20 protein-coding genes and 1 tRNA gene are annotated in these 23,172 nt (G+C 70.8%); 11 read left to right on the plus strand and 10 right to left on the minus strand.

The window, feature by feature from the left end:
- The 9 genes from AC3EVP_RS34540 to rpmH all read right to left on the minus strand — a co-directional run.
- The coding region (locus tag AC3EVP_RS34540; RefSeq protein WP_435137143.1) for a GNAT family N-acetyltransferase at window positions 1-609 on the minus strand (609 nt) is incomplete at its 3' end.
- Window positions 610-684: 75 nt separating this feature from the next.
- Entirely contained in the window at window positions 685-1,797 is a 1,113-nt protein-coding gene (locus AC3EVP_RS34545) for a ParB/RepB/Spo0J family partition protein (RefSeq protein ID WP_335971797.1), read from the minus strand.
- Entirely contained in the window at window positions 1,794-2,906 is a 1,113-nt protein-coding gene (locus AC3EVP_RS34550; RefSeq protein WP_335971799.1) for a ParA family protein, read from the minus strand. The genes AC3EVP_RS34545 and AC3EVP_RS34550 overlap by 4 nt, the downstream gene beginning before the upstream one ends.
- A 260-nt stretch (window positions 2,907-3,166) precedes the next feature.
- Window positions 3,167-3,907, minus strand: a complete 741-nt coding sequence (gene rsmG, locus AC3EVP_RS34555; RefSeq protein WP_335971801.1) for a 16S rRNA (guanine(527)-N(7))-methyltransferase RsmG — start codon at window positions 3,905-3,907, stop codon at window positions 3,167-3,169.
- Window positions 3,908-4,061: 154 nt separating this feature from the next.
- Window positions 4,062-4,577 carry a Jag family protein gene (locus AC3EVP_RS34560; protein ID WP_335971802.1) on the minus strand — a complete coding sequence of 172 codons (516 nt, stop codon included), beginning with the start codon at window positions 4,575-4,577 and terminating at the stop codon, window positions 4,062-4,064.
- Window positions 4,578-4,592: 15 nt separating this feature from the next.
- Window positions 4,593-5,825 (minus strand): membrane protein insertase YidC, encoded by a 1,233-nt coding sequence (gene yidC / locus AC3EVP_RS34565; protein WP_435137149.1) that lies wholly within the window; start codon window positions 5,823-5,825, stop codon window positions 4,593-4,595.
- Window positions 5,826-5,827: 2 nt separating this feature from the next.
- Window positions 5,828-6,145 (minus strand): membrane protein insertion efficiency factor YidD, encoded by a 318-nt coding sequence (yidD, locus tag AC3EVP_RS34570; protein WP_335971807.1) that lies wholly within the window; start codon window positions 6,143-6,145, stop codon window positions 5,828-5,830.
- Window positions 6,142-6,540: a ribonuclease P protein component gene (gene rnpA / locus AC3EVP_RS34575; protein WP_335971809.1), complete on the minus strand. Its 399-nt coding sequence runs from the start codon at window positions 6,538-6,540 to the stop codon at window positions 6,142-6,144. Before rnpA ends, yidD begins: the two co-directional genes overlap by 4 nt.
- Window positions 6,541-6,559: 19 nt before the next feature.
- Window positions 6,560-6,697, minus strand: a complete 138-nt coding sequence (rpmH, locus tag AC3EVP_RS34580; protein WP_123606641.1) for a 50S ribosomal protein L34 — start codon at window positions 6,695-6,697, stop codon at window positions 6,560-6,562.
- Window positions 6,698-7,107: 410 nt separating this feature from the next.
- On the opposite strand from rpmH, the gene dnaA reads away from it, so the two are divergent.
- The 11 genes from dnaA to AC3EVP_RS34635 all read left to right on the plus strand — a co-directional run bounded on the left by dnaA (window position 7,108) and on the right by AC3EVP_RS34635 (window position 21,508).
- Window positions 7,108-8,943 carry a chromosomal replication initiator protein DnaA gene (gene dnaA, locus AC3EVP_RS34585; protein ID WP_435137154.1) on the plus strand — a complete coding sequence of 612 codons (1,836 nt, stop codon included), beginning with the start codon at window positions 7,108-7,110 and terminating at the stop codon, window positions 8,941-8,943.
- 846 nt (window positions 8,944-9,789) lie between these two features.
- Complete coding sequence (dnaN, locus tag AC3EVP_RS34590; RefSeq protein WP_335971817.1) at window positions 9,790-10,920, plus strand: DNA polymerase III subunit beta; 1,131 nt, start codon at window positions 9,790-9,792, stop codon at window positions 10,918-10,920.
- Between the two features lie 83 nt (window positions 10,921-11,003).
- A complete protein-coding gene (gene gnd / locus AC3EVP_RS34595) occupies window positions 11,004-11,921 on the plus strand; it encodes a phosphogluconate dehydrogenase (NAD(+)-dependent, decarboxylating) (RefSeq protein ID WP_335971820.1) in 918 nt (305 codons plus the stop codon).
- Window positions 11,922-11,989: 68 nt separating this feature from the next.
- Window positions 11,990-13,153, plus strand: a complete 1,164-nt coding sequence (gene recF / locus AC3EVP_RS34600) for a DNA replication/repair protein RecF (RefSeq protein WP_435137159.1) — start codon at window positions 11,990-11,992, stop codon at window positions 13,151-13,153.
- Window positions 13,150-13,752, plus strand: coding sequence for a DciA family protein (locus AC3EVP_RS34605; RefSeq protein ID WP_435137162.1), 603 nt, complete (start codon window positions 13,150-13,152; stop codon window positions 13,750-13,752). The genes recF and AC3EVP_RS34605 overlap by 4 nt, the downstream gene beginning before the upstream one ends.
- A gap of 302 nt (window positions 13,753-14,054) precedes the next feature.
- Window positions 14,055-16,055, plus strand: a complete 2,001-nt coding sequence (gene gyrB / locus AC3EVP_RS34610; protein WP_335971827.1) for a DNA topoisomerase (ATP-hydrolyzing) subunit B — start codon at window positions 14,055-14,057, stop codon at window positions 16,053-16,055.
- A gap of 44 nt (window positions 16,056-16,099) precedes the next feature.
- On the plus strand, window positions 16,100-18,808 hold the full coding sequence (gene gyrA, locus AC3EVP_RS34615; RefSeq protein ID WP_435137165.1) for a DNA gyrase subunit A: 2,709 nt from the start codon (window positions 16,100-16,102) through the stop codon (window positions 18,806-18,808).
- A 15-nt stretch (window positions 18,809-18,823) separates the two neighbouring features.
- A complete protein-coding gene (locus tag AC3EVP_RS34620) occupies window positions 18,824-19,477 on the plus strand; it encodes a DUF3566 domain-containing protein (protein ID WP_435137195.1) in 654 nt (217 codons plus the stop codon).
- Window positions 19,478-19,525: 48 nt separating this feature from the next.
- Window positions 19,526-19,599 (plus strand) — tRNA-Ile (locus tag AC3EVP_RS34625).
- Window positions 19,600-19,793: 194 nt separating this feature from the next.
- Window positions 19,794-19,934 (plus strand): DLW-39 family protein, encoded by a 141-nt coding sequence (locus AC3EVP_RS34630; protein WP_335971832.1) that lies wholly within the window; start codon window positions 19,794-19,796, stop codon window positions 19,932-19,934.
- Between the two features lie 191 nt (window positions 19,935-20,125).
- Window positions 20,126-21,508 (plus strand): hypothetical protein, encoded by a 1,383-nt coding sequence (locus tag AC3EVP_RS34635; RefSeq protein WP_435137168.1) that lies wholly within the window; start codon window positions 20,126-20,128, stop codon window positions 21,506-21,508.
- 3 nt (window positions 21,509-21,511) lie between these two features.
- Here AC3EVP_RS34635 and AC3EVP_RS34640 read toward each other — a convergent pair whose 3' ends face one another.
- Window positions 21,512-23,152: a serine/threonine-protein kinase gene (locus AC3EVP_RS34640; protein ID WP_435137171.1), complete on the minus strand. Its 1,641-nt coding sequence runs from the start codon at window positions 23,150-23,152 to the stop codon at window positions 21,512-21,514.
- Between the last annotated feature and the right edge of the window lie 20 nt (window positions 23,153-23,172).

Consider the following 23,172-nt stretch of genomic DNA (forward strand, 5'->3'; position numbering starts at 1 on the left):
CCGTAGCGCCGGCTCCTTCTGCACAGCTCCCAGCAGGCGGTCGATCGCCATCTCGACGTCCTCCCGCCAGGAGAGCGCGGTGCGCAGTTCCAGCCGCAGTCGGGGGAAGCGCGGATGCGGCCGTACCGTCTTGAAGCCGACCGCGGTCAGATGGTCGGCCGGCAGCACGCAGTCGGGAGACTCCCATGTCGCGTCGCCGAACGCCTCGATGGCCCGAAAACCCCGGCGGACCAGATCCTTGGCGACGGTCTGCACCAGCACCCGGCCGAGCCCCTGCCCCTGGTACCCGGGAATCACCCGGGAGGTCATCAGCTGGACGGCGTCACCGGACACCGGGCTGGTGGGGAAGGCGGTGGAGCGGGGCACGTAAGCGGCAGGAGCGTAGAGCACGAAGCCGGCCGGCATCTCGTCCACGTAGACCAGACGTCCGCAGGAGCCCCACTCCAGCAGCACCGCGGAGATCCAGGACTCCTTCTCCAACGCGGGGCGGCCCGCCTTGACGGCCGCCTCGCCGCTGACCGGGTCGAGCTCCCAGAAGACGCAGCGCCGGCACGGCATGGGAAGGTCGGTGAGGTTGTCGAGCGTGAGCGGTGCGAGCCGACGTCCCATCTGGCGAAAGACCCCGTTCCTGTCAGCCGACCAGCCTGTCGGCACCCCGGCGCGCCCTGCCGGGGTGCCGACAGGTCACTCGGCGCTGTCCTCGGCTTCGTCACCGTCCTCGGCTTCGGCCTCCAGCCGGTTCTCCAGGACCTTGCCCTCGCCGGGGGCCATCGATCCCAGGATGCGCTCCAGATCCTCTATCGACGCGAACTCCACGACGATCTTTCCGCGCTTTTGACCAAGGTCGACCTTCACCCGGGTGTCGAAGCGGTCGGAAAGCCGGGTGGCCAGATGGGTCAGTGCCGGGGAGACCCGACGGCCTGCCCGCGGTGCGGCGGCCTTACGGGTGCTCGTGGGACCGCTGTTCGCCAGCGTCACGATCTCCTCGACCGCGCGCACCGACAGTCCCTCGGCGACGATCCGGTGGGCCAGCCGGTCCTGCTCCTCGGCGTCCTCCAGCGAGAGCAGCGCCCGGGCGTGGCCGAAGGAGATCACCCCGGCGGCGACCCTGCGCTGCACCGGCGCCGACAGCTTCAGCAGGCGCAGCGTGTTGGAGACCTGGGAACGGGAGCGGCCGATCCGGTCGGCCAACTGCTCATGGGTGCAGGCGAAGTCCCGCAGCAGCTGGTCGTACGCCGCGGCCTCCTCCAGCGGGTTCAGCTGGGCCCGGTGCAGATTCTCCAGCAGGGCGTCGAGCAGCAGCTTCTCGTCGTCGGTGGCCCGGACGATCGCCGGGATGCGCTCGAGACCCGCCTCCCGGCAGGCCCGCCACCGGCGCTCGCCCATGATCAGCTCATAGCGGCCGGTGTCGATCTGCCGCACCACCACCGGCTGGAGCAGGCCCACCTCCTTGATGGAGGTGATGAGTTCATTGAGGGCGTCCTCGTCGAAGACCTCCCTCGGCTGCCGCGGGTTCGGGGTGATGGTGTCCAGCGCGAGTTCAGCGAAGTAGGCACCGGTGACCGGCACCTCCACCCCGGACACATCCGGTTCTGTTCCACGTGAAACAGGGATGTCCACGGGTGCGGGCACGCTCTCCGCCGCTCGGCGGTCGGTCAACCCGGCCACCTTGGCCGCGGCGACCCCGCGGTCCGGTACCAGCACAGGCTGGCTCGCGGGTGCGGCACTGGCCGGCTGCGGCGCCGCCGGGATCAGCGCGCCAAGACCGCGGCCGAGCCCTCTGCGTCGATCACTCACTGGATCCCCTCCGACATGCTGTGCGGGTTGTGCTCTTGGTGCTGTTCCGGGTCGTACTCGACCGTGACGTTGCCGGGCAGGCCCCGCAGGGCCATCTCGCGGGCCGCCTCCAGGTAGGAGAGGGCGCCGCTGGAACCCGGGTCGTAGGTGAGCACGGTCTGGCCGTAGCTGGGGGCCTCCGAGATACGCACCGATCGCGGGATGCTGGTGCGCAGCACCTCCTTGCCGAAGTGGGTGCGCACCTCCTCGGCGACCTGAGCGGCCAGCCGGGTCCGGCCGTCGTACATCGTCAGCAGGATCGTGGAGACGTGCAGCCTCGGGTTGAGGTGGGCACGGACCAGATCGACGTTCTTCAGGAGCTGGCCCAGGCCCTCCAGCGCGTAGTACTCGCACTGGATCGGGATGACCACCTCGGCGCCGGCCACGAGGGCGTTCACCGTGAGCAGGCCGAGAGAGGGCGGGCAGTCGATCAGCACATAGTCCAGCGGCTGTTCGTAGCCCTCGATCGCCCGCTGCAACCGGCTCTCGCGCGCGACCAGGGAGACGAGTTCGATCTCCGCGCCCGCCAGGTCGATAGTGGCGGGGGCGCAGAAGAGCCCTTCGACATCGGCGACCGGGACCACGACGTCGGAGAGCGGCTTGCTCTCCACCAACACGTCGTAGATCGAGGGGACTTCGGCGTGGTGGTCGATGCCGAGGGCGGTGGAGGCGTTGCCCTGCGGGTCGAGGTCGATCACCAGGACCCGCCCGCCGTGCAGGGCGAGGGAGGCCGCCAGGTTGACGGTGGTAGTGGTCTTCCCCACCCCGCCCTTCTGGTTGGCGACGACCATCACCCGGGTCTGGGCGGGCCGGGGCAGCCCCTCACCGGCGCGACCGAGCGCTTCCACGGCCAACTGGGCCGCGCGCCCGATGGGGGTGTCATCCATGGGAGGCAATGTTTCACGTGAAACACCGCTCCCGTACCCCGGGGGCCCGGACAGGGGTCCTCCGGCGGTTTCAGCTGAGCGGGGACCGGGGACCGGATCGGCCATCGGCCCCGCGATGTTGGCGTCGGACCGCAAGGACTCACTCTCCTCGACTTCAGGCTCGCTATGAGAAGAGCCTGCCATGCCCGAGGGGTGCTGAACCAGCGAGCCCCGGCTGCCTGTGGATAAATCCCGGGAACCGTCCACAGTCGGGGCCTTCTTCACCGGTTTGGTGGCGTGCGCTTCGGCCGCGGCACGGCCACGGTTGAGAACTCCGGGGAGCAGCGAGCGACGTTTCACGTGGAACACGATGCACAGCGGTACGACGCCAACTCCGCAGACACTCCGGATCGTGCGGTTTTGGCCGGTTGGATGGCGTAGAAAGCCGGTCCGAGCGGGCGACGTCAGCGCCGGCGGCGTCCGCCGCCTCCGTTGCGTGAGGCGCGATGTGCGCGCGCTGCCTTGGCCCGCCGACTCGCAGCCCGCACCCCACCGGGGCTCTCCCCGACCTGGACCCGGACCACGGTGGAGAGCGGATCGACAATGCCCTCGCCGACCTGCACCACGCTCGCGCCCACCGCGCCGAGCCGGCCCAGCGCCGCCCGGGCCGTCTTCAGCTCCTCCTCGGCGGTGTCGCCCTTGAGCACGGCCATCTCGCCGTGCGGGCGCAGCAGCGGCAGCCCCCACCCGGCCAGCCGCTCCAGCGGCGCCACCGCGCGGGCCGTCACCACATCCACCGTCGGCAGCAGGCCGACCATCTCCTCCGCCCGTCCCCGGACCACCGTGACGTTCTCCAGACCGAGCACCCTGACCACCTCGTCGAGGAAGGTGGTCCGCCGCAGCAGCGGCTCCAGCAGGGTGATCTCCAGGTCCGGCCGCACCAGCGCCAGCGGGATGCCGGGCAGCCCGGCGCCGGACCCGACGTCGCAGACCGACACCCCCTCATCGATCACTTCGGAGAGCACCGCGCAGTTCAGCAGGTGCCGCTCCCACAGCCGGGGCACCTCGCGTGGGCCGATCAAGCCGCGCTGGACACCTACGTCCGCCAGCAGCCCGGCATAGCGCAGCGCGTCGTCGAAGCGATCGCCGAAGACCTCTCTGGCCTGCTCGGGCGGCGCGGGAAGCTCCGCTGCTGCCTCGGTCACGGAGGCGGTCCTTTCCTCGAAGTCCGCGCCTTGGTCGCCCAAGCGCTCGGAAGGCAGACGTACACCATCAGAGTTACAAGGTTCGGCCCCGTCTGCGAACAGACGGGGCCGACGGGTTGGTCACGCGCGCGTGCGCGGCGGGTCGGTCGGGATGCTACGCGGGCAGGACGACGACGCGGCGCTGCGGCTCCTCGCCCTCGGACTCGCTGCGCAGCCCGGCCGCGGCGACCGCGTCGTGCACGACCTTGCGCTCGAACGGCGTCATCGGGTCCAGCTTCACCGGCTCGCCGGTCTGCTTGACCTCGGCTGCCGCGCTCGCGCCGAGCTTCGCGAGCTCGGCCCGCTTCTGGGCCCGGAACCCTGCGATGTCGAGCATCAGCCGGCTGCGCTCACCGGTCTCCCGGTGCACCGCGAGCCGGGTCAGCTCCTGGAGCGCCTCCAGGACCTCGCCGTCCCGCCCGACCAGCTTGTTCAGATCACGGGTGCCGCTGTCACCGATGATCGACACCGACGCGCGCTCGCCCTCGACATCCATGTCGATGTCGCCGTCGAGGTCGGCGATGTCGAGCAGGCCCTCGAGGTAGTCCGCCGCGATCTCGCCTTCCTGCTCCAGCCGGGTCAGGCCGGCCGGACCGGCGTCGGGTGCCGTGGTCGTGTTGACGTCGCTCACGCCTGGACTCTCCTCTTACTTCTTCTTCGACAGGTTGCCCGGCTTGGGCTTCGCGCCACCGGACTGCTTGCCCGAAGCGCCGCCGCCTTGCTTGGTGCTGCCCGCGCGGGGCGCACCGGCCCGAGGAGCACCCGCGCGGGGCGCGCCCTTGCCGCCACCGGACTGCTTGCCACCGGACTGCTTCGCACCGCCGGAGCCCCCGGAGCCGCCAGCCGGCTTCGCACCGCCGGAGCGGCCGGCGCCACCGGCGTCACCGGCGCCGCCGGAAGCCCCTGTGGCCGTCCCGGCACCACCGCCGCTACGGGTACTGGTGGCGGTGCCACCGGAGGTCCGCTGGGACTTGCTCTGCCGCTTCGGCTGGGTGCGGTTGGCGCGCGCCTGCTCGACCGCTTCCTTCGCCTTGATCTCCTCCGGCGGCTCCACCAGCTTGCCCTTGGCCCGCAGCCGCTCCTGCCGCTGCTTGAACGCGAGGCTGCCCGGGGTGGGGTTGCGGCGGATGACGACGAGCTGCTGCGCCATGGTCCAGACGTTGGTGGTCAGCCAGTACAGCAGCACACCGACGGGAGCGATGATGCCGAAGCCCGCGAAGATCAGCGGGAACACGTACATCAGCATCTTCTGCTGCTGCATGAACGGCGTGTTCACCGACATGTCCACGTTCTTCGTCATCAGCTGGCGCTGCGTGTAGAACTGCGAGAACGACATCAGCACGATCATGATGATCGTGACCGTGCGCACCTCGGCGTGGCTGGTGTGCAGGTGCGCCAGGGTGGCGGTGCTGTCGAGGAACTTCGCCGGCAGCGGGGCGCCGAAGATGTGCGCCTTGCTCGCGCTCTCCACGAGGTTGCTGTGGATCACGCCCACCTCGTGGCCCTTCGCCACGTTGCTGAGCACGTGGTACAGGGCGAAGAAGAACGGCGACTGGATCAGGATCGGCAGGCACGAGGAGAGCGGGTTGGTACCCGTCTCCTTGTACAGCTTCATCATCTCCTCGGACTGCTTCTGCCGGTCGTTCTTGTAGCGCTCCTGGATCGCCTTCATCTTCGGCTGGAGCACCTGCATGTTCCGGGTGGACTTGATCTGCTTCACGAAGAGCGGGATCAGGGCCGTCCGGATCAGGACCACCAGGGAGACGATGGACAGACCCCACGCCCAACCGCTGTCCTTGTCGAATACCAGGCTGTACAGCGAGTGGAACTGGACGATGATCCACGAAACGGCGTCATAGAGGGGGTTCAAGATCCCCACGGTCAGGCTCCTTGGGCGTGAGAGGGTCCGGTGGGCTCGGGCGTGACGGGCCCGTCGGAGCCGCCCCGCAGGTAGCGGCGCAGCAGTTCGTGCCATCGCGGTCGCTTACGCGGCGGGACGTGGTCCACGCCACCCGGCGACCAGGGGTTGCAGCGCAGGATGCGCCACACGGTCAACCCGGTCCCCTTGATCGCACCGTGCCGGTCGATGGCCGTGTAGCCGTAGTGCGAGCAGGAGGGGTAGTAGCGGCACACCGGTCCGAGCAGCGGACTGATCGTCCACTGGTAGATCTTGATCAGTGCCAGCAGCGGGTACTTCATCGAGCCACCCTCCCCTCGGCGTCGCCACGGGCGTCACGGCCCAGCAACCGCTGGAGCGCGGCGTCCAGGTCGAGGGCTAGCTGTGCGTGGTCCGCGCTCCCCGCGTCGGGGAGCGCGCGTACTACCACAAGGCTACCGGGGGGCAGCAGCGACAGACGCTCCCGCACCAGATGACGCAGTCGGCGCCTGACCAGGTTGCGCTGCACGGCGTTGCCGACGGCTTTGCTTACGACGAAACCCGCACGCGCCGGGGGAGCGTCTCCCCCTGGCGTGTGCGGGTCCGTGGCGTCGCGGCGCAGATGGACGACCAGTAGCGGGCGACCCGCCCGGCGTCCCCGGCGAACCGCTTCGCCGAAGTCCTGGCGCCGCCTCAGCCGATTCTCGGTGGGCAGCACGGCATGAGACCTGTGGCAATCAGGCGGACAGGCGGGCGCGGCCCTTGGCGCGGCGGGTCGAAAGGATCGCGCGGCCGGCACGGGTACGCATACGCAGACGGAAGCCGTGGGTCTTGGCGCGGCGACGGTTGTTCGGCTGGAAGGTGCGCTTGCTCACTCGGGGGCTCCAGAGGATCGGGACGGCAGCGGTGCGTCGCCTGGCTGTCACCGTGCGCCCACGAGGAAGCTCGCGGACTGATCGGGTGTACCGCTTTGACAACCACCCGGAGGCCTGAGACTCCCGGAAGATCTTCGCCCATCGGTAGGCAGGCGGCAGCAGCCATCGACAACTCGACCTCGATACGGTACGTGCGGCTAGGCCATCCGGTCAAACCCGGCCTGCGACACCCCGAGGTTTGTACACAGCCTGTGGACAACGACTTGAACCGCGCACACTGGCCTGACTACCGTGACTGGACTCCGGACCCATCCAGGTAGCGAACTTCCTCCACTCCCCGCCCCTTCCGGAGGTTCACACTTTCGCGGGAGTTCTCCGCACCACCCGAGCGACCCGAGAGAGCGTGCACTGTGGCCGACGTGACTGCCGATCTTGCCGCAGTGTGGCCACGGGTGCTGCAGAAGCTGCTGATGGACAGCGAGCTGAAGCCCAAGGACACGGAGTGGTTGCAGCGCACCCAGCCGCTGGCCCTGGTGGCCGGCACCGCAGTGCTCTCCGCGCCCAACGAGTTCGCCAAGAACGTGCTCGAGGGACGGCTGCTGCCCCTGATCACCAAGGTGCTCAGCAGTGAGTTCGGTCACTCGGTCGGCATCGCGATCGCGGTGGCCTCGGGCGGCGACCAGGAGCAGCCGCCCCCGGCCGAGCCCGCCGAGGAGCGCGACCCGCGCGCGGACCGCTCGCATGACAGCCGAGACAGCAGAGACGGCCGCGACAGCCGGGACCCCCTCGGCGCCCGCGACCCGCACGAACTGCGGATGCGCCCCGCCTACCCCGACGAGCACCAGGACTGGCAGCAGCCCAAGCTCGGCAGCTGGGGCGTGCCCGCCCCCGTCGACTTCCAGGATCGCGAGCCGTACGAGGTGCGCCGCGATGCCTACGACGAGCGCCGCTCCCCCCGGGACGGCTACGACGGCGGCCGGTCCGAGTCGTACGACAGCCGCCCGGAGCCGTTCGAGGAGCGGCGCTACCTGCCGGAGCCGCGCGACTCCTACCCGAACGTGCCGCACCAGGGGCACCAGCCCCAGGGCCGCCCCGGTCCGCAGACGTACGTCCCGCCGCCGGCCGCCTACCAGCAGGCGCCCGTGGTGCCGGCCGCGCGCAGCGAGCAGCCGGGCGGCGGGAGCGGCTCCGGCGGCAGCAACGGCGCGGTGGAGCCGACCGCCCGGCTGAACCCGAAGTACCTCTTCGACACCTTCGTGATCGGCGCGTCCAACCGCTTCGCGCACGCGGCCGCGGTCGCCGTCGCCGAGGCACCCGCCAAGGCGTACAACCCGCTCTTCATCTACGGGGAGTCCGGCCTCGGCAAGACGCACCTGCTGCACGCGATCGGGCACTACGCCCGCAGCCTGTATCCCGGCACCCGGGTGCGGTACGTCAGCTCGGAGGAGTTCACCAACGAGTTCATCAACTCCATCCGGGACGGCAAGGCGGACGCGTTCCGCAAGCGGTACCGGGACATGGACATCCTGCTCGTCGACGACATCCAGTTCCTGGCGCAGAAGGAGTCGACGCAGGAGGAGTTCTTCCACACCTTCAACACCCTGCACAACGCCAACAAGCAGATCGTGCTCTCCTCCGACCGGCCGCCCAAGCAGCTGGTCACCCTGGAGGACCGGCTGCGCAACCGGTTCGAGTGGGGCCTGATCACCGACGTCCAGCCGCCGGAGCTGGAGACGCGGATCGCGATCCTGCGGAAGAAGGCGGTGCAGGAGCAGCTCAACGCCCCGCCGGAGGTACTGGAGTTCATCGCCTCGCGGATCTCGCGCAACATCCGCGAGCTGGAGGGCGCGCTGATCCGGGTCACCGCCTTCGCCAGCCTCAACCGGCAGCCGGTCGACCTCCAGCTCACCGAGATCGTGCTCAAGGACCTGATCCCGGGCGGCGACGACTCGGTGCCGGAGATCAGCGGCACCGCGATCATGGCGGAGACGGCCGCGTACTTCGGGCTCGCGGTGGACGACCTGTCCGGCTCCTCCCGCAGCCGGGTACTGGTCACCGCGCGGCAGATCGCGATGTACCTGTGCCGCGAGCTGACCGACCTGTCGCTACCGAAGATCGGCGCGCTCTTCGGGGGCCGCGACCACACGACGGTCATGCACGCCGACCGCAAGATCCGCTCGCTGATGGCCGAACGGCGCTCCATCTACAACCAGGTGACGGAGCTGACCAACCGCATCAAGAGCTGACGCGGGACCGGCCGCGCGCCGTACGAGCGGTCCTCAGCGCGCCGAAAAAGCCGCACACGCCGTCCGCGCACCCACCCACGAGTGCCCCGGGAGCCCTGCTCCCGGGGCACTCGCCGTTTCCCGCTGTTCGATTACGCCCGGCAGAGATCCGTTTTTCCACAGGAAGGTGGACGAAGCGTCGTCCACAGCCTGTGCACACCGGAGTTGTCCAGATTCGTCTCCACAGGCCGGCTGCCGCAAGGGACATCGGCCCAGCTCAGCCGCATGTGGAAATGTGGGTAACCCATATCCACAGACTGTGGATGAAACGGGCAACAGTGCACCTGGGTCGAGGAGTTGTCCACCGCCTACCCACAGGATGCCCTGGGTTGTACACAGGTTCGGGCCGCTTCTCCACATCTCTGTCCACTGTTCGGCAACGCAACACGGTTAGGGGCACGAACGAGTGAAAGCCGTCACACCAAGGGGGTGGGTTGGCCTGGGGAGAACCCGGGTATTCCTGGGGATGGAGCTGGGGACAAGTCGGGGTGCCCTGTGTATGGGGTGTGCACAACTTTCCGCCGTCCACAGCCGCCCCTGGTTATCCACCGGCGTCACCCACAGGCCCGGTGGATAAAAAACCGCCCCTGACCTGCACAGGAACCGGTTATCCACGGTATCCACACCCCCTACTACTACGACTACACCTAGAGAGCTGGGAAGTCGTTTCGAAGCGGGGGCTGTGCACAACTCGGGCCGGTGCCGCCCCGCGGCTCGGATCACGGCTTGACGCCAAGCCGCACCTGCTGTCAGTCCTGTGCGTCAGACTGGTCCCCGACAGCCAGCAACAAGCAGGAGGCGGTTCCGGTGAAGATCCGGGTGGAGCGCGACGTACTCGCCGAGGCAGTGGCTTGGGCAGCCCGCAGCCTCCCGGCCCGTCCCCCGGTGCCCGTGCTCGCCGGGCTGCTGCTCAAGGCCGAGGAGGGCAAGCTCAGCCTCTCCGGCTTCGACTACGAGGTCTCGGCGCGGGTCTCGGTCGAGGCAGAGGTCGACGAGGAGGGCACCGTGCTGGTCTCCGGCCGGCTGCTCGCCGACATCTCCAGGGCGCTGCCCAACCGCCCGGTGGAGATCTCCACCGACGGCGTGCGGGTCACCGTGGTCTGCGGCAGTTCCCGCTTCACCCTCCACACCCTCCCCGTCGAGGAGTACCCGGCGCTGCCCGCGATGCCCACCGCCTCGGGCACCGTCCCCGGTGAGGTCTTCGCCGCCGCCGCCGCCCAGGTCGCCATCGCCGCCGGGCGCGACGACACGCTGCCGGTGCTCACCGGTGTGCGGATCGAGATCGAGGGCGACACCGTCACGCTGGCCGCCACCGACCGCTACCGCTTCGCGGTCCGCGAGTTCCTGTGGAAACCGGAGCAGGCCGACATCTCCGCGGTCGCCCTGGTGCCCGCCAAGACCCTCCAGGACACCGCCAAGTCGCTCACCAGCGGCGACACCGTCTCCATCGCCCTGGCCGGCGCCGGTGAGGGCGAGGGGCTGATCGGCTTCGAGGGCGCGGGCCGCCGCACCACCACCCGGCTGCTCGAGGGCGACCTGCCGAAGTACCGCACCCTGTTCCCCACCGAGTTCGCCTCGGTCGCGGTGATCGAGACCGCGCCCCTGGTCGAGGCGGTCAAGCGCGTCGCCCTGGTCGCCGAGCGCAACACCCCGGTGCGGCTGAGCTTCGAGCAGGGCGTGCTCACCCTGGAGGCCGGCTCCAGCGACGACGCACAGGCTGTGGAAAGGGTCGAGGCCAAGCTCGACGGCGACGACATCTCGATCGCCTTCAACCCGACGTTCCTGCTCGACGGCCTCAGCGCGATCGACTCCCCGGCCGCCCAGCTGTCCTTCACGACCTCCACGAAGCCGGCCCTGCTCAGCGGCCGACCGGCCGTCGACGCCGAGGCCGACGAGGCGTACAAGTACCTGATCATGCCGGTGCGCCTGTCCGGCTGAAGCCCGGACCGCGGGTCGACGTAGGCTCGTGGTCGGACCGGGCCGGGCTCAGGCAGTCCCGCCGGGTACCGCGGTCACGCGCCATGCGTTACGCGTCGAATGCTTCGAACGAAGGGTCAGTGATGGAGCTCGGTCTCATCGGTCTCGGCAAGATGGGCGGCAACATGCGCGAGCGCATCCGCCGCGCCGGCCACACCGTCATCGGGTACGACCGGAACCCGGACCTCGCCGATGTCCACAGCCTCAAGGAACTTGTGGACTCGCTCCAGGGTCCGCGCGTGGTGTGGGTGATGGTCCCCGCCGGCAAGGCCACCCAGTCCACCATCGACGAACTGGGCGAGCTGCTCTCGCCCGGCGACCTGGTGGTCGACGGCGGCAACTCCCGCTGGACCGACGACGAGAAGCACGCCGAGCAGCTGGCCGCCAAGGGCATCGGCTTCGTCGACTGCGGCGTCTCCGGCGGCGTGTGGGGCCTCGCCAACGGCTACGCGCTGATGTACGGCGGCACCGCGGAGGACGTCGCCAAGGCGCAGCCGATCTTCGACGCGCTCAAGCCCGAGGGCGACTCCGGCTCGGTGCACGCCGGCAAGGTCGGCGCCGGCCACTTCGCCAAGATGGTCCACAACGGCATCGAGTACGCGATGATGCAGGCGTACGCCGAGGGCTGGGAGCTGCTGGAGGCGGTGGACTCGGTCACCGACGTCCGCGAGGTCTTCCGCTCCTGGAAGTCGGGTACGGTGATCCGCTCCTGGCTGCTCGACCTGGCCGTGGACGCGCTCGACAAGAGCGAGCACCTGGAGAACCTCCGCGGCTACGCGGACGACTCCGGTGAGGGCCGCTGGACCGTGGAGGCCGCGATCGACAACGCGGTGCCGCTGCCCGCGATCACCGCGTCCCTCTTCGCCCGGTTCTCGTCCCGCCAGGACGACTCGCCGCAGATGAAGATGATCGCCGCGCTGCGCAACGAGTTCGGCGGCCACGCGGTCACCGCGGCCGAGTAGGCCGCACGGCGGTTCTCGTACCGCACGTCACAGCAGGGAGGTCGGCGCATCGGGCGCCACAGCACGAGATGCACGTAGCGCACCTTTCGCTCGCCGACTTCCGCTCCTACGCCCGGGCCGAGGTCCCTCTCGACCCGGGCGTCACGGTCTTCGTCGGGCCCAACGGGCAGGGCAAGACCAATCTGGTCGAGGCGGTCGGCTACCTGGCCACCCTCGGCAGCCACCGGGTCGCCGCGGACGCGCCCCTGGTACGGCTCGGCGCGGAGCGCTCGGTGGTCCGCGCCCAGGTGGTGCAGGGCGACCGGCAGCAACTGGTCGAACTGGAGATCAACCCGGGCCGCGCCAACCGGGCCCGGATCAACCGCTCCTCGCAGGTCCGGCCGCGGGACGTGCTGGGCATCCTGCGCAGCGTGCTGTTCGCCCCGGAGGACCTGGCGCTGGTCAAGGGCGACCCCGGCGAGCGGCGGCGCTTCCTCGACGAGCTGGTCACCGCCCGCGCGCCCCGGCTGGCCGGGGTCCGCTCCGACTACGAGCGGGTGCTCAAGCAGCGCAACACCCTGCTGAAGTCCGCCGCGCTGGCCCGCCGGCACGGCAGCCGGACGGCCGCGGGCAGCGCGGGCCGGACCGGCGGCGCCGACCTGTCCACCCTGGACGTGTGGGACCAGCACCTGGCCCGCGCCGGCGCCGAACTGCTCGCCCAGCGGCTCGACCTGGTCGCCGCGCTCCAGCCGCTGGCCGACAAGGCATACGAGCAGCTCGCGCCCGGCGGCGGCCCGGTCGGGCTGGAGTACCGCGGCTCGATCGGCGACGAGAGGATGGCCGGCGCGACCGGCCGCGAGGACCTGTACGAGCGGCTGCTGGAGGCGCTCGGCGAGGCCCGCAAACAGGAGATCGAACGCGGTGTGACCCTGGTCGGACCGCACCGAGACGACCTGGTGCTCAAGCTCGGCCCGCTCCCGGCGAAGGGCTACGCCAGCCACGGCGAGTCGTGGTCGTACGCGCTCGCGCTGCGGCTGGCGTCGTACGAACTGCTCTGCTCCGACGGGCGGGAGCCGGTGCTGGTGCTGGACGACGTGTTCGCCGAGCTGGACACCCGGCGCCGCGAGCGGCTGGCCGAACTCGTCGCGCCCGGCGAGCAGGTGCTGGTGACGGCCGCGGTCGACGACGACGTGCCGGGCGTGCTGGCGGGCACGCGCTTCGCGGTGCAGAACGGAACGGTGCAGCGGGCATGAGCGAGGGCGAGCGGGCACGGGCCCGGCAGGAGGACGGCGCCGGAGCCGTACCCCGGCAGGAGGGCGCGGCGCTGGGCGGAGGAGAACAGCCGGCGGCAGGCGGCGCCTCGGGGGTGGACCTCGCCCGGGTGGCGCTGCGGGCGGCGAAGGAGCAGGCGCGGGCCCGGGGCGCGGCGGCGGTGCAGAAGAAGCAGGCCCGCCGGGGCGGGCTGCGCAGCGGCGCCCGGGCGGACGGCCGCGACCCGCTGCCGCTGGGCGCGGCGATCAACCGGCTGATCACCGAGCGCGGCTGGGAGGCGCCGGCCGCGGTCGGCGGGGTGATGGGCCGCTGGCCGCAGCTGGTCGGGCCGGAGGTGGCGCTGCACTGCGCGCCGGAGCGGTACGACGAGGACGAGCGGGTGCTGACCGTGCAGTGCGACTCGACGGCGTGGGCGACCCAGTTGCGGCTGCTCGCGCCGACGCTGGTGGCGCGGCTCAACGCCGATCTCGGGCAGGGCACGGTGCGGATGATCAAGGTGCTGGCACCGGCCGGTCCGAGCCGGTCGTACGGCAGGCTGCGGGCGCCCGGCAGCCGTGGTCCGGGTGACACGTACGGGTGAGCGCGCAGGCGCACGGATGCCCCTGCTGAGCGTAGTGGGAGGTTGACAGCCGGAAGCCCTGGACGCCCTCGTGAGCGGTTTCGGCACCGGGGCCGCGTGTAGGGAGTCGGCCGAGGCGGGGTTCGGTCGGCACATGGGAACTCAGGTACCGGCAAAGCCCCACTCATGTCGGCGCTACCGGTAGACTGGTACGAGACCGCCCTCCCCTGGCAGTCCGGCGAGTCCGGCAGGGGTACCCCAGCGGAACCGTCGAACCACAGTCAGAACATCGCAGCCGATCCCACCGCGGTGGGACCCGGCTCGTGCTGTGCCAGAAAGGGCGCTTCGTGGCCGATTCCGGCAACCCCAACGAGAACTCCAACAAGTCCTACGACGCCAGTGCGATCACCGTGCTGGAGGGACTCGAGGCGGTGCGCAAGCGCCCCGGTATGTACATCGGCTCGACCGGTGAGCGGGGCCTGCACCACCTCGTGCAAGAGGTCGTGGACAACTCGGTCGACGAGGCGATGGCCGGCTTTGCCGACACCATCGACGTCACGATCCTCGCCGACGGCGGCGTGCGCGTGGTGGACAACGGGCGCGGCATCCCGGTCGGCATCATCCCCTCGGAGGGCAAGCCGGCCGTCGAGGTCGTGCTGACCGTGCTGCACGCCGGCGGCAAGTTCGGCGGCGGCGGCTACGCGGTCTCCGGCGGTCTGCACGGCGTCGGCGTCTCGGTGGTCAACGCGCTGTCGACGCGCGTCGCCGTCGAGGTCCGCACCGACGGGTACCGCTGGACGCAGGACTACAAGCTGGGCGTGCCGACGGCGCCGCTGGCCAAGCGCGAGGCCACCGAGGAGACCGGCACCTCGGTCACCTTCTGGGCCGACCCGGACATCTTCGAGACCACCGAGTACTCCTTCGAGACGCTCTCCCGGCGGCTGCAGGAGATGGCGTTCCTCAACAAGGGCCTGCGGATCGCGCTGACCGACGAGCGCCCCGACCACGTGGACGAGGAGGGCAAGCCGCTCTTTGCCTCGTACTACTACGAGGGCGGCATCGTCGACTACGTGCGGTACCTCAACTCGCGCAAGGGCGAGATGGTCCACCCCACGGTGATCGACATCGAGGCGGAGGACAAGGAGCGGCTGCTGTCGGTCGAGGTCGCCATGCAGTGGAACACCCAGTACAGCGAGGGTGTCTACAGCTTCGCGAACACGATCCACACCCATGAGGGCGGCACCCACGAGGAGGGCTTCCGCGCGGCCCTGACCGGCCTGGTCAACCGCTACGCGCGGGAGAAGAAGCTGCTGCGGGAGAAGGACGACAACCTCACCGGCGAGGACATCCGCGAGGGCCTGACCGCGATCATCTCGGTCAAGCTCGGCGAGCCGCAGTTCGAGGGCCAGACGAAGACCAAGCTCGGCAACACCGAGGCGAAGACGTACGTGCAGAAGGTCGTGCACGAGCACCTCACCGACTGGCTGGACCGCAACCCCAACGAGGCCACGGACATCATCCGCAAGTCGATCCAGGCGGCCACCGCCCGCGTCGCGGCCCGCAAGGCGCGGGACCTCACCCGCCGCAAGGGCCTGCTGGAGTCCGCGTCGCTGCCGGGCAAGCTGAGCGACTGCCAGTCGAACGACCCGACGAAGTGCGAGATCTTCATCGTCGAGGGTGACTCCGCCGGCGGCTCGGCGAAGTCCGGCCGCAACCCGCAGTACCAGGCGATCCTCCCGATCCGCGGCAAGATCCTCAATGTGGAGAAGGCCAGGATCGACAAGATCCTGCAGAACCAGGAGATCCAGGCGCTGATCTCGGCCTTCGGCACCGGTGTGCACGAGGACTTCGACATCGACAAGCTGCGCTATCACAAGATCATCCTGATGGCGGACGCCGACGTCGACGGCCAGCACATCAACACGCTGCTGCTGACCTTCCTCTTCCGGTTCATGCGCCCGCTGGTGGAGGCCGGACACGTGTACCTGTCCCGCCCGCCGCTGTTCAAGGTGAAGTGGGGCCGCGACGACTGGGAGTACGCCTACTCCGACCGTGAGCGCGACGCGCTGGTGGAACTGGGCAAGCAGAGCGGCAAGCGCATCCGCGAGGACTCGATCCAGCGCTTCAAGGGCCTCGGCGAGATGAACGCCGAGGAGCTGCGGGTCACCACCATGGACATCGACCACCGTGTGCTCGGCAAGGTCACGCTGGACGACGCGGCGCAGGCCGACGACCTGTTCTCCGTGCTCATGGGCGAGGACGTGGAGGCGCGCCGCACCTTCATCCAGCGCAACGCCAAGGACGTCCGGTTCCTGGACATCTGAGTCGGCCCCGACTTCCGGCCGTGTGAAAGGACTATCAGACAGCGATGGCCGACGAGACCCCCAACACCCCTCCCGTGCCCGATCTCCCCGCGTCCGAGATGGACGAGCGCAACGAGTCCGGGGGGCTGCGCATCGAGCCCGTCGGGCTCGAGACGGAGATGCAGCGCAGCTACCTCGACTACGCGATGTCCGTCATCGTCTCGCGCGCCCTGCCGGACGTGCGCGACGGCCTGAAGCCCGTGCACCGCCGGGTGCTGTATGCGATGTACGACGGCGGCTACCGGCCGGAGAAGGGCTTCTACAAGTGCGCCCGCGTCGTCGGTGACGTCATGGGTACGTACCACCCGCACGGCGACTCCTCGATCTACGACGCGCTGGTCCGGCTGGCGCAGCCGTGGTCGATGCGGATGCCGCTGGTGGACTCCAACGGCAACTTCGGCTCGCCGGGCAACGACCCGGCCGCCGCCATGCGGTACACCGAGTGCAAGATGGCGCCGCTGGCCATGGAGATGGTCCGGGACATCGACGAGGAGACCGTCGACTTCACGGACAACTACGACGGCCGCAACCAGGAGCCGACGGTCCTGCCGTCCCGCTTCCCGAACCTGCTGATCAACGGCTCGGCCGGGATCGCGGTCGGCATGGCCACCAACATCCCGCCGCACAACCTGCGGGAGGTCGCCGACGGCGCCCAGTGGTTCCTGGCCAACCCGGACGCGACGTCCGAGGAGCTGCTCGACGCGCTGATCGAGCGGATCAAGGGCCCGGACTTCCCGACCGGCGCCCTGGTGGTCGGCCGCCGCGGCATCGAGGACGCGTACCGCACCGGGCGCGGCTCGATCACCATGCGCGCGGTCGTCGAGGTGGAGGAGATCCAGAACCGGCAGTGCCTGGTCGTCACCGAGCTGCCGTACCAGACCAACCCGGACAACCTCGCGCAGAAGATCGCCGACCTGGTGAAGGACGGCCGGATCGGCGGGATCGCGGACGTCCGCGACGAGACCTCCTCGCGCACCGGCCAGCGGCTGGTGATCGTGCTCAAGCGCGACGCCGTCGCCAAGGTGGTGCTCAACAACCTCTACAAGCACACCGACCTCCAGTCGAACTTCGGCGCCAACATGCTCGCGCTGGTCGACGGGGTGCCGCGCACGCTCTCGCTGGACGCGTTCATCCGCAACTGGGTGAACCACCAGGTCGAGGTCATCATCCGGCGTACCCGGTTCCGGCTGCGCAAGGCCGAGGAGCGCGCCCACATCCTGCGCGGCCTGCTCAAGGCGCTCGACGCGATCGACGAGGTCATCGCGCTGATCCGGCGCAGCGACACCGTCGAGACCGCGCGCGAGGGCCTGATGGGCCTGCTGGAGATCGACGAGATCCAGGCGAACGCGATCCTGGAGATGCAGCTGCGGCGGCTGGCCGCCCTGGAGCGGCAGAAGATCATCGCCGAGCACGACGAGCTCCAGGCGAAGATCAACGAGTACAACGCGATCCTCGCCTCGCCCGAGTTGCAGCGGCAGATCATCAGCGAGGAACTCCAGGCCATCGTCGACAAGTTCGGCGACGACCGGCGCAGCAAGCTGGTGCCCTTCGACGGCGACATGTCCATCGAGGACCTGATCGCCGAGGAGGACATCGTCGTCACGATCACCCGCGGCGGCTATGTCAAGCGCACCAAGACCGAGGACTACCGCTCGCAGAAGCGCGGCGGCAAGGGCGTGCGGGGCACCAAGCTGAAGCAGGACGACATCGTCGACCACTTCTTTGTCACAACCACGCACCAATGGCTGCTGTTCTTCACGAACAAGGGACGCGTCTATCGCGCCAAGGCGTACGAGCTTCCGGACGCCGGACGGGACGCCCGAGGCCAGCACGTGGCGAACCTGCTGGCCTTCCAGCCGGACGAGCGGATCGCCCAGATCCTGGCCATCAAGGACTACGAAGCGGCGCCGTACCTGGTGCTCGCCACCAAGTCCGGCCTGGTGAAGAAGACCGCGCTGAAGGACTACGACTCCCCGCGCTCCGGCGGTGTGATCGCGATCAACCTGCGGGACGCCGGGGCCGCCGAGGAGGGCGCCGCGGCCGAGTCCGACGAGCTGATCGGCGCCGAGCTGGTCTCCGCCGAGGACGACTTGTTGCTGGTCAGCCGCAAGGCGCAGTGCATCCGCTTCACCGCGACCGACGAGGCGCTGCGGCCGATGGGCCGGGCCACCTCGGGGGTGAAGGGGATGAGTTTCCGCGCGGGTGACGAACTCCTCTCCATGAACGTGGTGCGGCCCGGTACGTTCGTCTTCACCGCCACCGACGGCGGCTACGCCAAGCGCACGCGGGTCGACGAGTACCGCGTGCAGGGGCGTGGCGGGCTCGGGATCAAGGCGGCGAAGATCGTCGAGGACCGGGGCTCGCTGGTCGGTGCGCTGGTGGTCGAGGAGACCGATGAGATCCTTGCCATCACGCTCAGCGGTGGCGTGATCCGGACGCGGGTCAACGAGGTCAGGGAGACCGGTCGTGACACCATGGGCGTCCAGCTCATCAACCTCGGCAAGCGGGACGCGGTGGTAGGTATCGCGCGCAACGCCGAAGCGGAGGATGATCCGGACGGCGTGGAGTCCGACGGCGTGGCGCCGGAAGGCGCGGAGTCCGGTGAGCAGGACGGCGTGGTGGCGCAGGCGGCCGCGGCGGACGACACGAGCACGACAGGGCATGACACTGCGGCCCCGGGTCAGACCCCCGCGGCCGGTGAAGCAGAGGAGTAAGCCGTGAGTGGAGCCATGGGCGCCGCGGGCGGGTCCGGTAGGACGGGTGGCGCCCATGGCGCCGGCCGCACGGGCGGTGCCCATGGCTCGGCCGGGAGCACCGGCCCGGCCGGCGCTGCGGACCGCAGCGGTCCGCAGGAGGGGGGATACACCGTGACCGACACCCGTCAGTCGCCGCACCAGCCGCCGGCCGCGTACCCGCCGCCCCGGCCCTCGGACGCGCCCGGTGGCACCGGGACGTCCGCCGCGGCCGCCGGGGTGCGCAGACCGCGGCCCGCGGCCCGTACGGCGCCGCGTACCCGCAAGGCGCGGCTGCGGGTGTCCAAGGCCGACCCGTGGTCGGTGATGAAGGTCAGCTTCCTGCTGTCGATCGCGCTGGGCATCTGCACGATCGTCGCGGTGGCCGTGCTGTGGATGGTGCTCGACACCATCGGCGTGTTCAGCGCCGTGGGCTCCACCATCAGCGACGCGACCTCCACCGAGGGCGGCAAGGGCGGCTTCGACCTGGTGAGCTTCCTGTCGCTGTCCCGGGTGCTGCTGTTCACCACGGTGATCGCGGTCATCGACGTGGTGCTCGCCACCGCGCTGGCCACTCTGGGGGCCTTCATCTACAACCTCTCCTCGAACTTCGTGGGCGGCGTGGAGCTCACCCTGGCCGAGGACGAGTAACCGATTTTGGGGCTCGGCCCCTGGTGCGCTAATCTTTCCGTGCAGCGCGGGGCTATAGCTCAGACGGTTAGAGCGCTTCCCTGATAAGGAAGAGGCCCCAGGTTCAAGTCCTGGTAGCCCCACTCGCAGACAGGCGGTTCGGTCCCTGAGGGACCGGGCCGCCTTTGTCGTTCCCCGGCGGGGTGTCGGGCCCGGCCTCGGCGGTGGCGCGACGCCCTACCCGTTTTCGATGCCAGGTAACCATTCGGTATCGGCCGCTGTGTATAGTCGGGCGGGTCAGAAGCTCGTCTCACGCAAGAAGGAGGAGGGTCAGGCGATGAAGAAGATTCTCCTGATCGCCCTGGCCGCCGTCGCCGGGCTGTTCGTGTACCGGCAGATCCAGGCGGATCGCGCCGAGCAGGACCTGTGGACGGAAGCCACTGACACGGTCCCGGGTGGTTCCGGCTCAGACGTGTGAGATGCCGTGAGCAGCGCGCCGAGAGGCGCGAGGGCGGTCTTCGGGCCCCGGTCGCACAGCGCGGCCGGGGCCTTCGCCGTTCCCGCCCGTTCCGATACGGTGCCGGTGCAGCTACGGTGCCGCGCATCGCACTCTGATCGGCTCCGATCGGTCCCGGTCGGTTCCCCGGTCGGAGGGGACGGGAGCAGGGGATGAAGCGCACGACGTTCGGCGTGGCCGCGGCCTTAGTGGTGCTGGCCGCCGCGGCGACCCCGGCGGTCGCGGACGGCGGGACGACCACGTCGCCGGGCACCTCCTCGTCCTCGGCGTCCTCCGCCCCCTCCGGTGCCACCGACACCGCCACCGCCCCGGCCACGCCGACCGCCCCGGCCACCTGGCAGCCGCAGGGCCGCGTGCTCACCGGAGCCGCCACCACGGCCGACGCACCCGTGCTGAAGGCGGGCACCACCTACCAGGACACCATCAAGCCCGGCCAGACGCGGATGTACACCATCCCCCTGGACGCGGTCTCCTCCGCCTACGCCTCGGCGTTCGCCCTGCCGCCGACCGGCGTGAAGGTGGCCTACAACGACGGCATCGAGCTGAAGTTCACCAGCGCCGACGGGACGCAGTGCGACAGCCGCGAGGCGCACTTCGACGACGACGGCGACGCCCGCCCGGTCGGCACCGCGGTGCAGCGCGTGGCCAGCGGCGGTTACGGCTCCTGCGAGGTCGCCGACCGGTACACGCTCCAGGTGCACCGCACCTCCGAGGCGGGCTCGGACCAGGCGGCCTGGCCGCTGGAGCTGCGCTACGTCCTGGAACCGCCGCTCAAGGCGGGCGCCGACCGGCAGTCCGCACCGCCCGACGTGACCGCCACCGCCTCCCCGACCCCGCTCACCACCGGCACGACGAAGCCGGCGAGCGGCGGCACTTCGTTCGAGACCGCGGCCGCGCTGCGGACCGGCATCTGGAAGGACCAGGTGCTGCCCGGCGAGACGCGCTTCTACAAGGTGGCGGTCGACTGGGGCCAACAGGCCACCGTCTTCGCGGACTTCTCCAGCGCTCCGCTGATCGGCAGTTCCCTCAACTTCGTCAACACCGGGGTCCGGCTGACCTCCTTCAGCCCGGTCCGGCAGTACGTCGACGGCGACGACGGCTCCTACTCCGGCGCGCAGACCTCGCTCGACACGCAGGTGCCGACGGTGTCCTACGCGAACCGCTCCTCGGACGACGACACGGTCCAGCGGGTGCGGTACGCGGGGTGGTACTACGTCGCGGTCACGGTGCACCCGGACGTGGCCAAGCAGGTCAGCGGGGCGGTGCCGGTCACACTGCGGGTCCAGGTCTCCGGTACGGCGCAGGCCGGTCCCCCGTACGCCGGGGACCCGGGCGCGGCCGGGATCGGCGTCGACGCCCGCGCGGCGGCCTCGGCCGACGGCAGCGCGCCGTCGGCCGCCGGCACGGCCGGCGGCGCGCCCGCGGTCCCGGGACTGCGCATGGTCGCGTACGGGGCGTTCGGGCTCGGCACGCTGCTGCTGATCGTCCTGGCGGTCTGGTTCGGGGCGGCGCGGCGGCGGCCGGCCAGGGGCTGAGCCTCAGGAGGCCATCAGGGCCACGACGCCGATCGCGAAGCAGAGCAGGGCGAGGACCAGCATCGGCACCGCGACCTTCGCCGGGGGGCCGGGTTTGGCGCGGCGGGCCGGGAGGGCGGCGGAGGCGGTGTCGGCGGTGTCCGCGGTGCCGGTGGTGGTGCCCGGCGCGGTGGAGGCGGTCGCGGGGGCCGGGGGCGGGGTCGGAGTCGGGGCCGCGGTCGCGGGTGCCGGGAAGGGCTCCGGCGGTGCGGGGTGGTTCAGGCGGGTGGGCGGGTGCGTCGGGGGCTCCGGCGGAGCGGCGGGCGCGGGCAGCGGGACGGCCTCCACGGCCGCGTGAGCGGTCGGGGCGGCGTGGCGGGGCTGGCGGCGTCCGCCGGGCGGCTGCGGGGCGGGCAGGGGCTCCACAGGGGCCTCGGCGGGCATCTGCGGGGGCGGCACCGGGGTGGCGGGTGGCGTGGGGGGAGCCGCGGGCGGGGCGGGAGGCATGGGCGTGGGGGCCGTCGTGGGGCGGGCGGGGTAGCCCGGCAGGGGCGCCGCACCGTATCCGGCCGGGTGGCCCTGGCCCGGGTGCCCCTGGCTCGAGCGGTCCTGGTCCGGCGGCAGCGCCGGTGGCGGGGGGACGGGAGTGGACGGCAGGACGGGAGTGGACGGCGGGACGGCCGCACCTGCGGGCGCCGGCGCGGTGACCGCCCGGTCCGCGGTCGGCCCGTCCGGGCCGAACCCCGCGGGCAGCGGGCCGATCAGGTCGAAGATCTCCACCGGTTCCTCGCCGGACCCGTCCTCCGGCAGCAGCTCCGACGCGGCTGCCAGCGCCTTGCGCGCGCCCGTCGCCGTACGGAACCGCGCGTACGGGTCCGGCTGGAGCAGGGTGCCGACCACCTGCCACAGCGGGCCCGGCACGCCCAGCGGCGCCGGGGGCATGCCCATCTCCAGGAACCGGTCCTGAACCGCCTGGGCGTCGGGTTTGCGCCCGCCGAGCAGGTAGAGCGCGACGAGCCCGGTCGCGTACAGGTCCGCCGCGAAGTCCGGCTCGGCGCCGAGCAGTTGCTCCGGGGCGAAGTAGCCGGGCGTGCCGACCACGTAGTTGGCCTCGGTGAGCCGGGCGTCGCCCTTGCGCATCGCGATCCCGAAGTCCGACAGCCGTACGTGCGGGGGGCGGGTGCCGGTCGCCTCCAGCAGGACGTTGGCGGGCTTGATGTCCCGGTGGATGACGCCCTCGGCGTGCACCGCGCTCAGCCCGGCGAGCAGCTGGTCGAGCAGCACGCAGACCAGGCGCGGCGGCAGCGGGCCGTACTCCGCGACCAGGTGCGACAGCGAACCGCCGCACACCAGGTCCATGGTGAACAGCACCTTGTCGTCGTCCGCGGCCCAGCTCGCCGGGGCCAGCACGTGCGGGTGGTCGATCCGCAGCGCTTGTTCCCGGACGAAGCGCAGCAGCGCGTGGGCGTCGCTCTGCTGGAGCAGCTTCGCCGCCACGTAGCGCCGCCTGCGGCGGTCCCACGCCCGCCATACCGCTCCGACCCCGCCGCGTCCGATCGGGTCCACCAGCTCGTACCGACCCGCGAAGACCTCGCCCATCGCCTGCCGTCCGCCCTCTTCACCGACCTCGATCCCGTCGGACCAGACTCTGCCAGGGCCGCCCACCCGGGCGCGAGGGTGTGTCC

This window comes from Actinacidiphila sp. bgisy144 (assembly GCF_057708105.1).

What these genes read in the sequence shown, in the direction of transcription:
- AC3EVP_RS34550 (WP_335971799.1), bottom strand. Translation starts at nt 2,906, where the DNA reads ATGGCAGGCTCTTCTCATAGCGAGCCTGAAGTCGAGGAGAGTGAGTCC.
- gnd (WP_335971820.1), top strand. Translation starts at nt 11,004, where the DNA reads ATGCGTTACGCGTCGAATGCTTCGAACGAAGGGTCAGTGATGGAGCTC.
- AC3EVP_RS34635 (WP_435137168.1), top strand. Translation starts at nt 20,126, where the DNA reads ATGAAGCGCACGACGTTCGGCGTGGCCGCGGCCTTAGTGGTGCTGGCC.
- yidD (WP_335971807.1), bottom strand. Translation starts at nt 6,145, where the DNA reads ATGAAGTACCCGCTGCTGGCACTGATCAAGATCTACCAGTGGACGATC.
- AC3EVP_RS34605 (WP_435137162.1), top strand. Translation starts at nt 13,150, where the DNA reads ATGAGCGAGGGCGAGCGGGCACGGGCCCGGCAGGAGGACGGCGCCGGA.
- gyrA (WP_435137165.1), top strand. Translation starts at nt 16,100, where the DNA reads ATGGCCGACGAGACCCCCAACACCCCTCCCGTGCCCGATCTCCCCGCG.
- recF (WP_435137159.1), top strand. Translation starts at nt 11,990, where the DNA reads ATGCACGTAGCGCACCTTTCGCTCGCCGACTTCCGCTCCTACGCCCGG.
- AC3EVP_RS34620 (WP_435137195.1), top strand. Translation starts at nt 18,824, where the DNA reads ATGGGCGCCGCGGGCGGGTCCGGTAGGACGGGTGGCGCCCATGGCGCC.
- AC3EVP_RS34630 (WP_335971832.1), top strand. Translation starts at nt 19,794, where the DNA reads ATGAAGAAGATTCTCCTGATCGCCCTGGCCGCCGTCGCCGGGCTGTTC.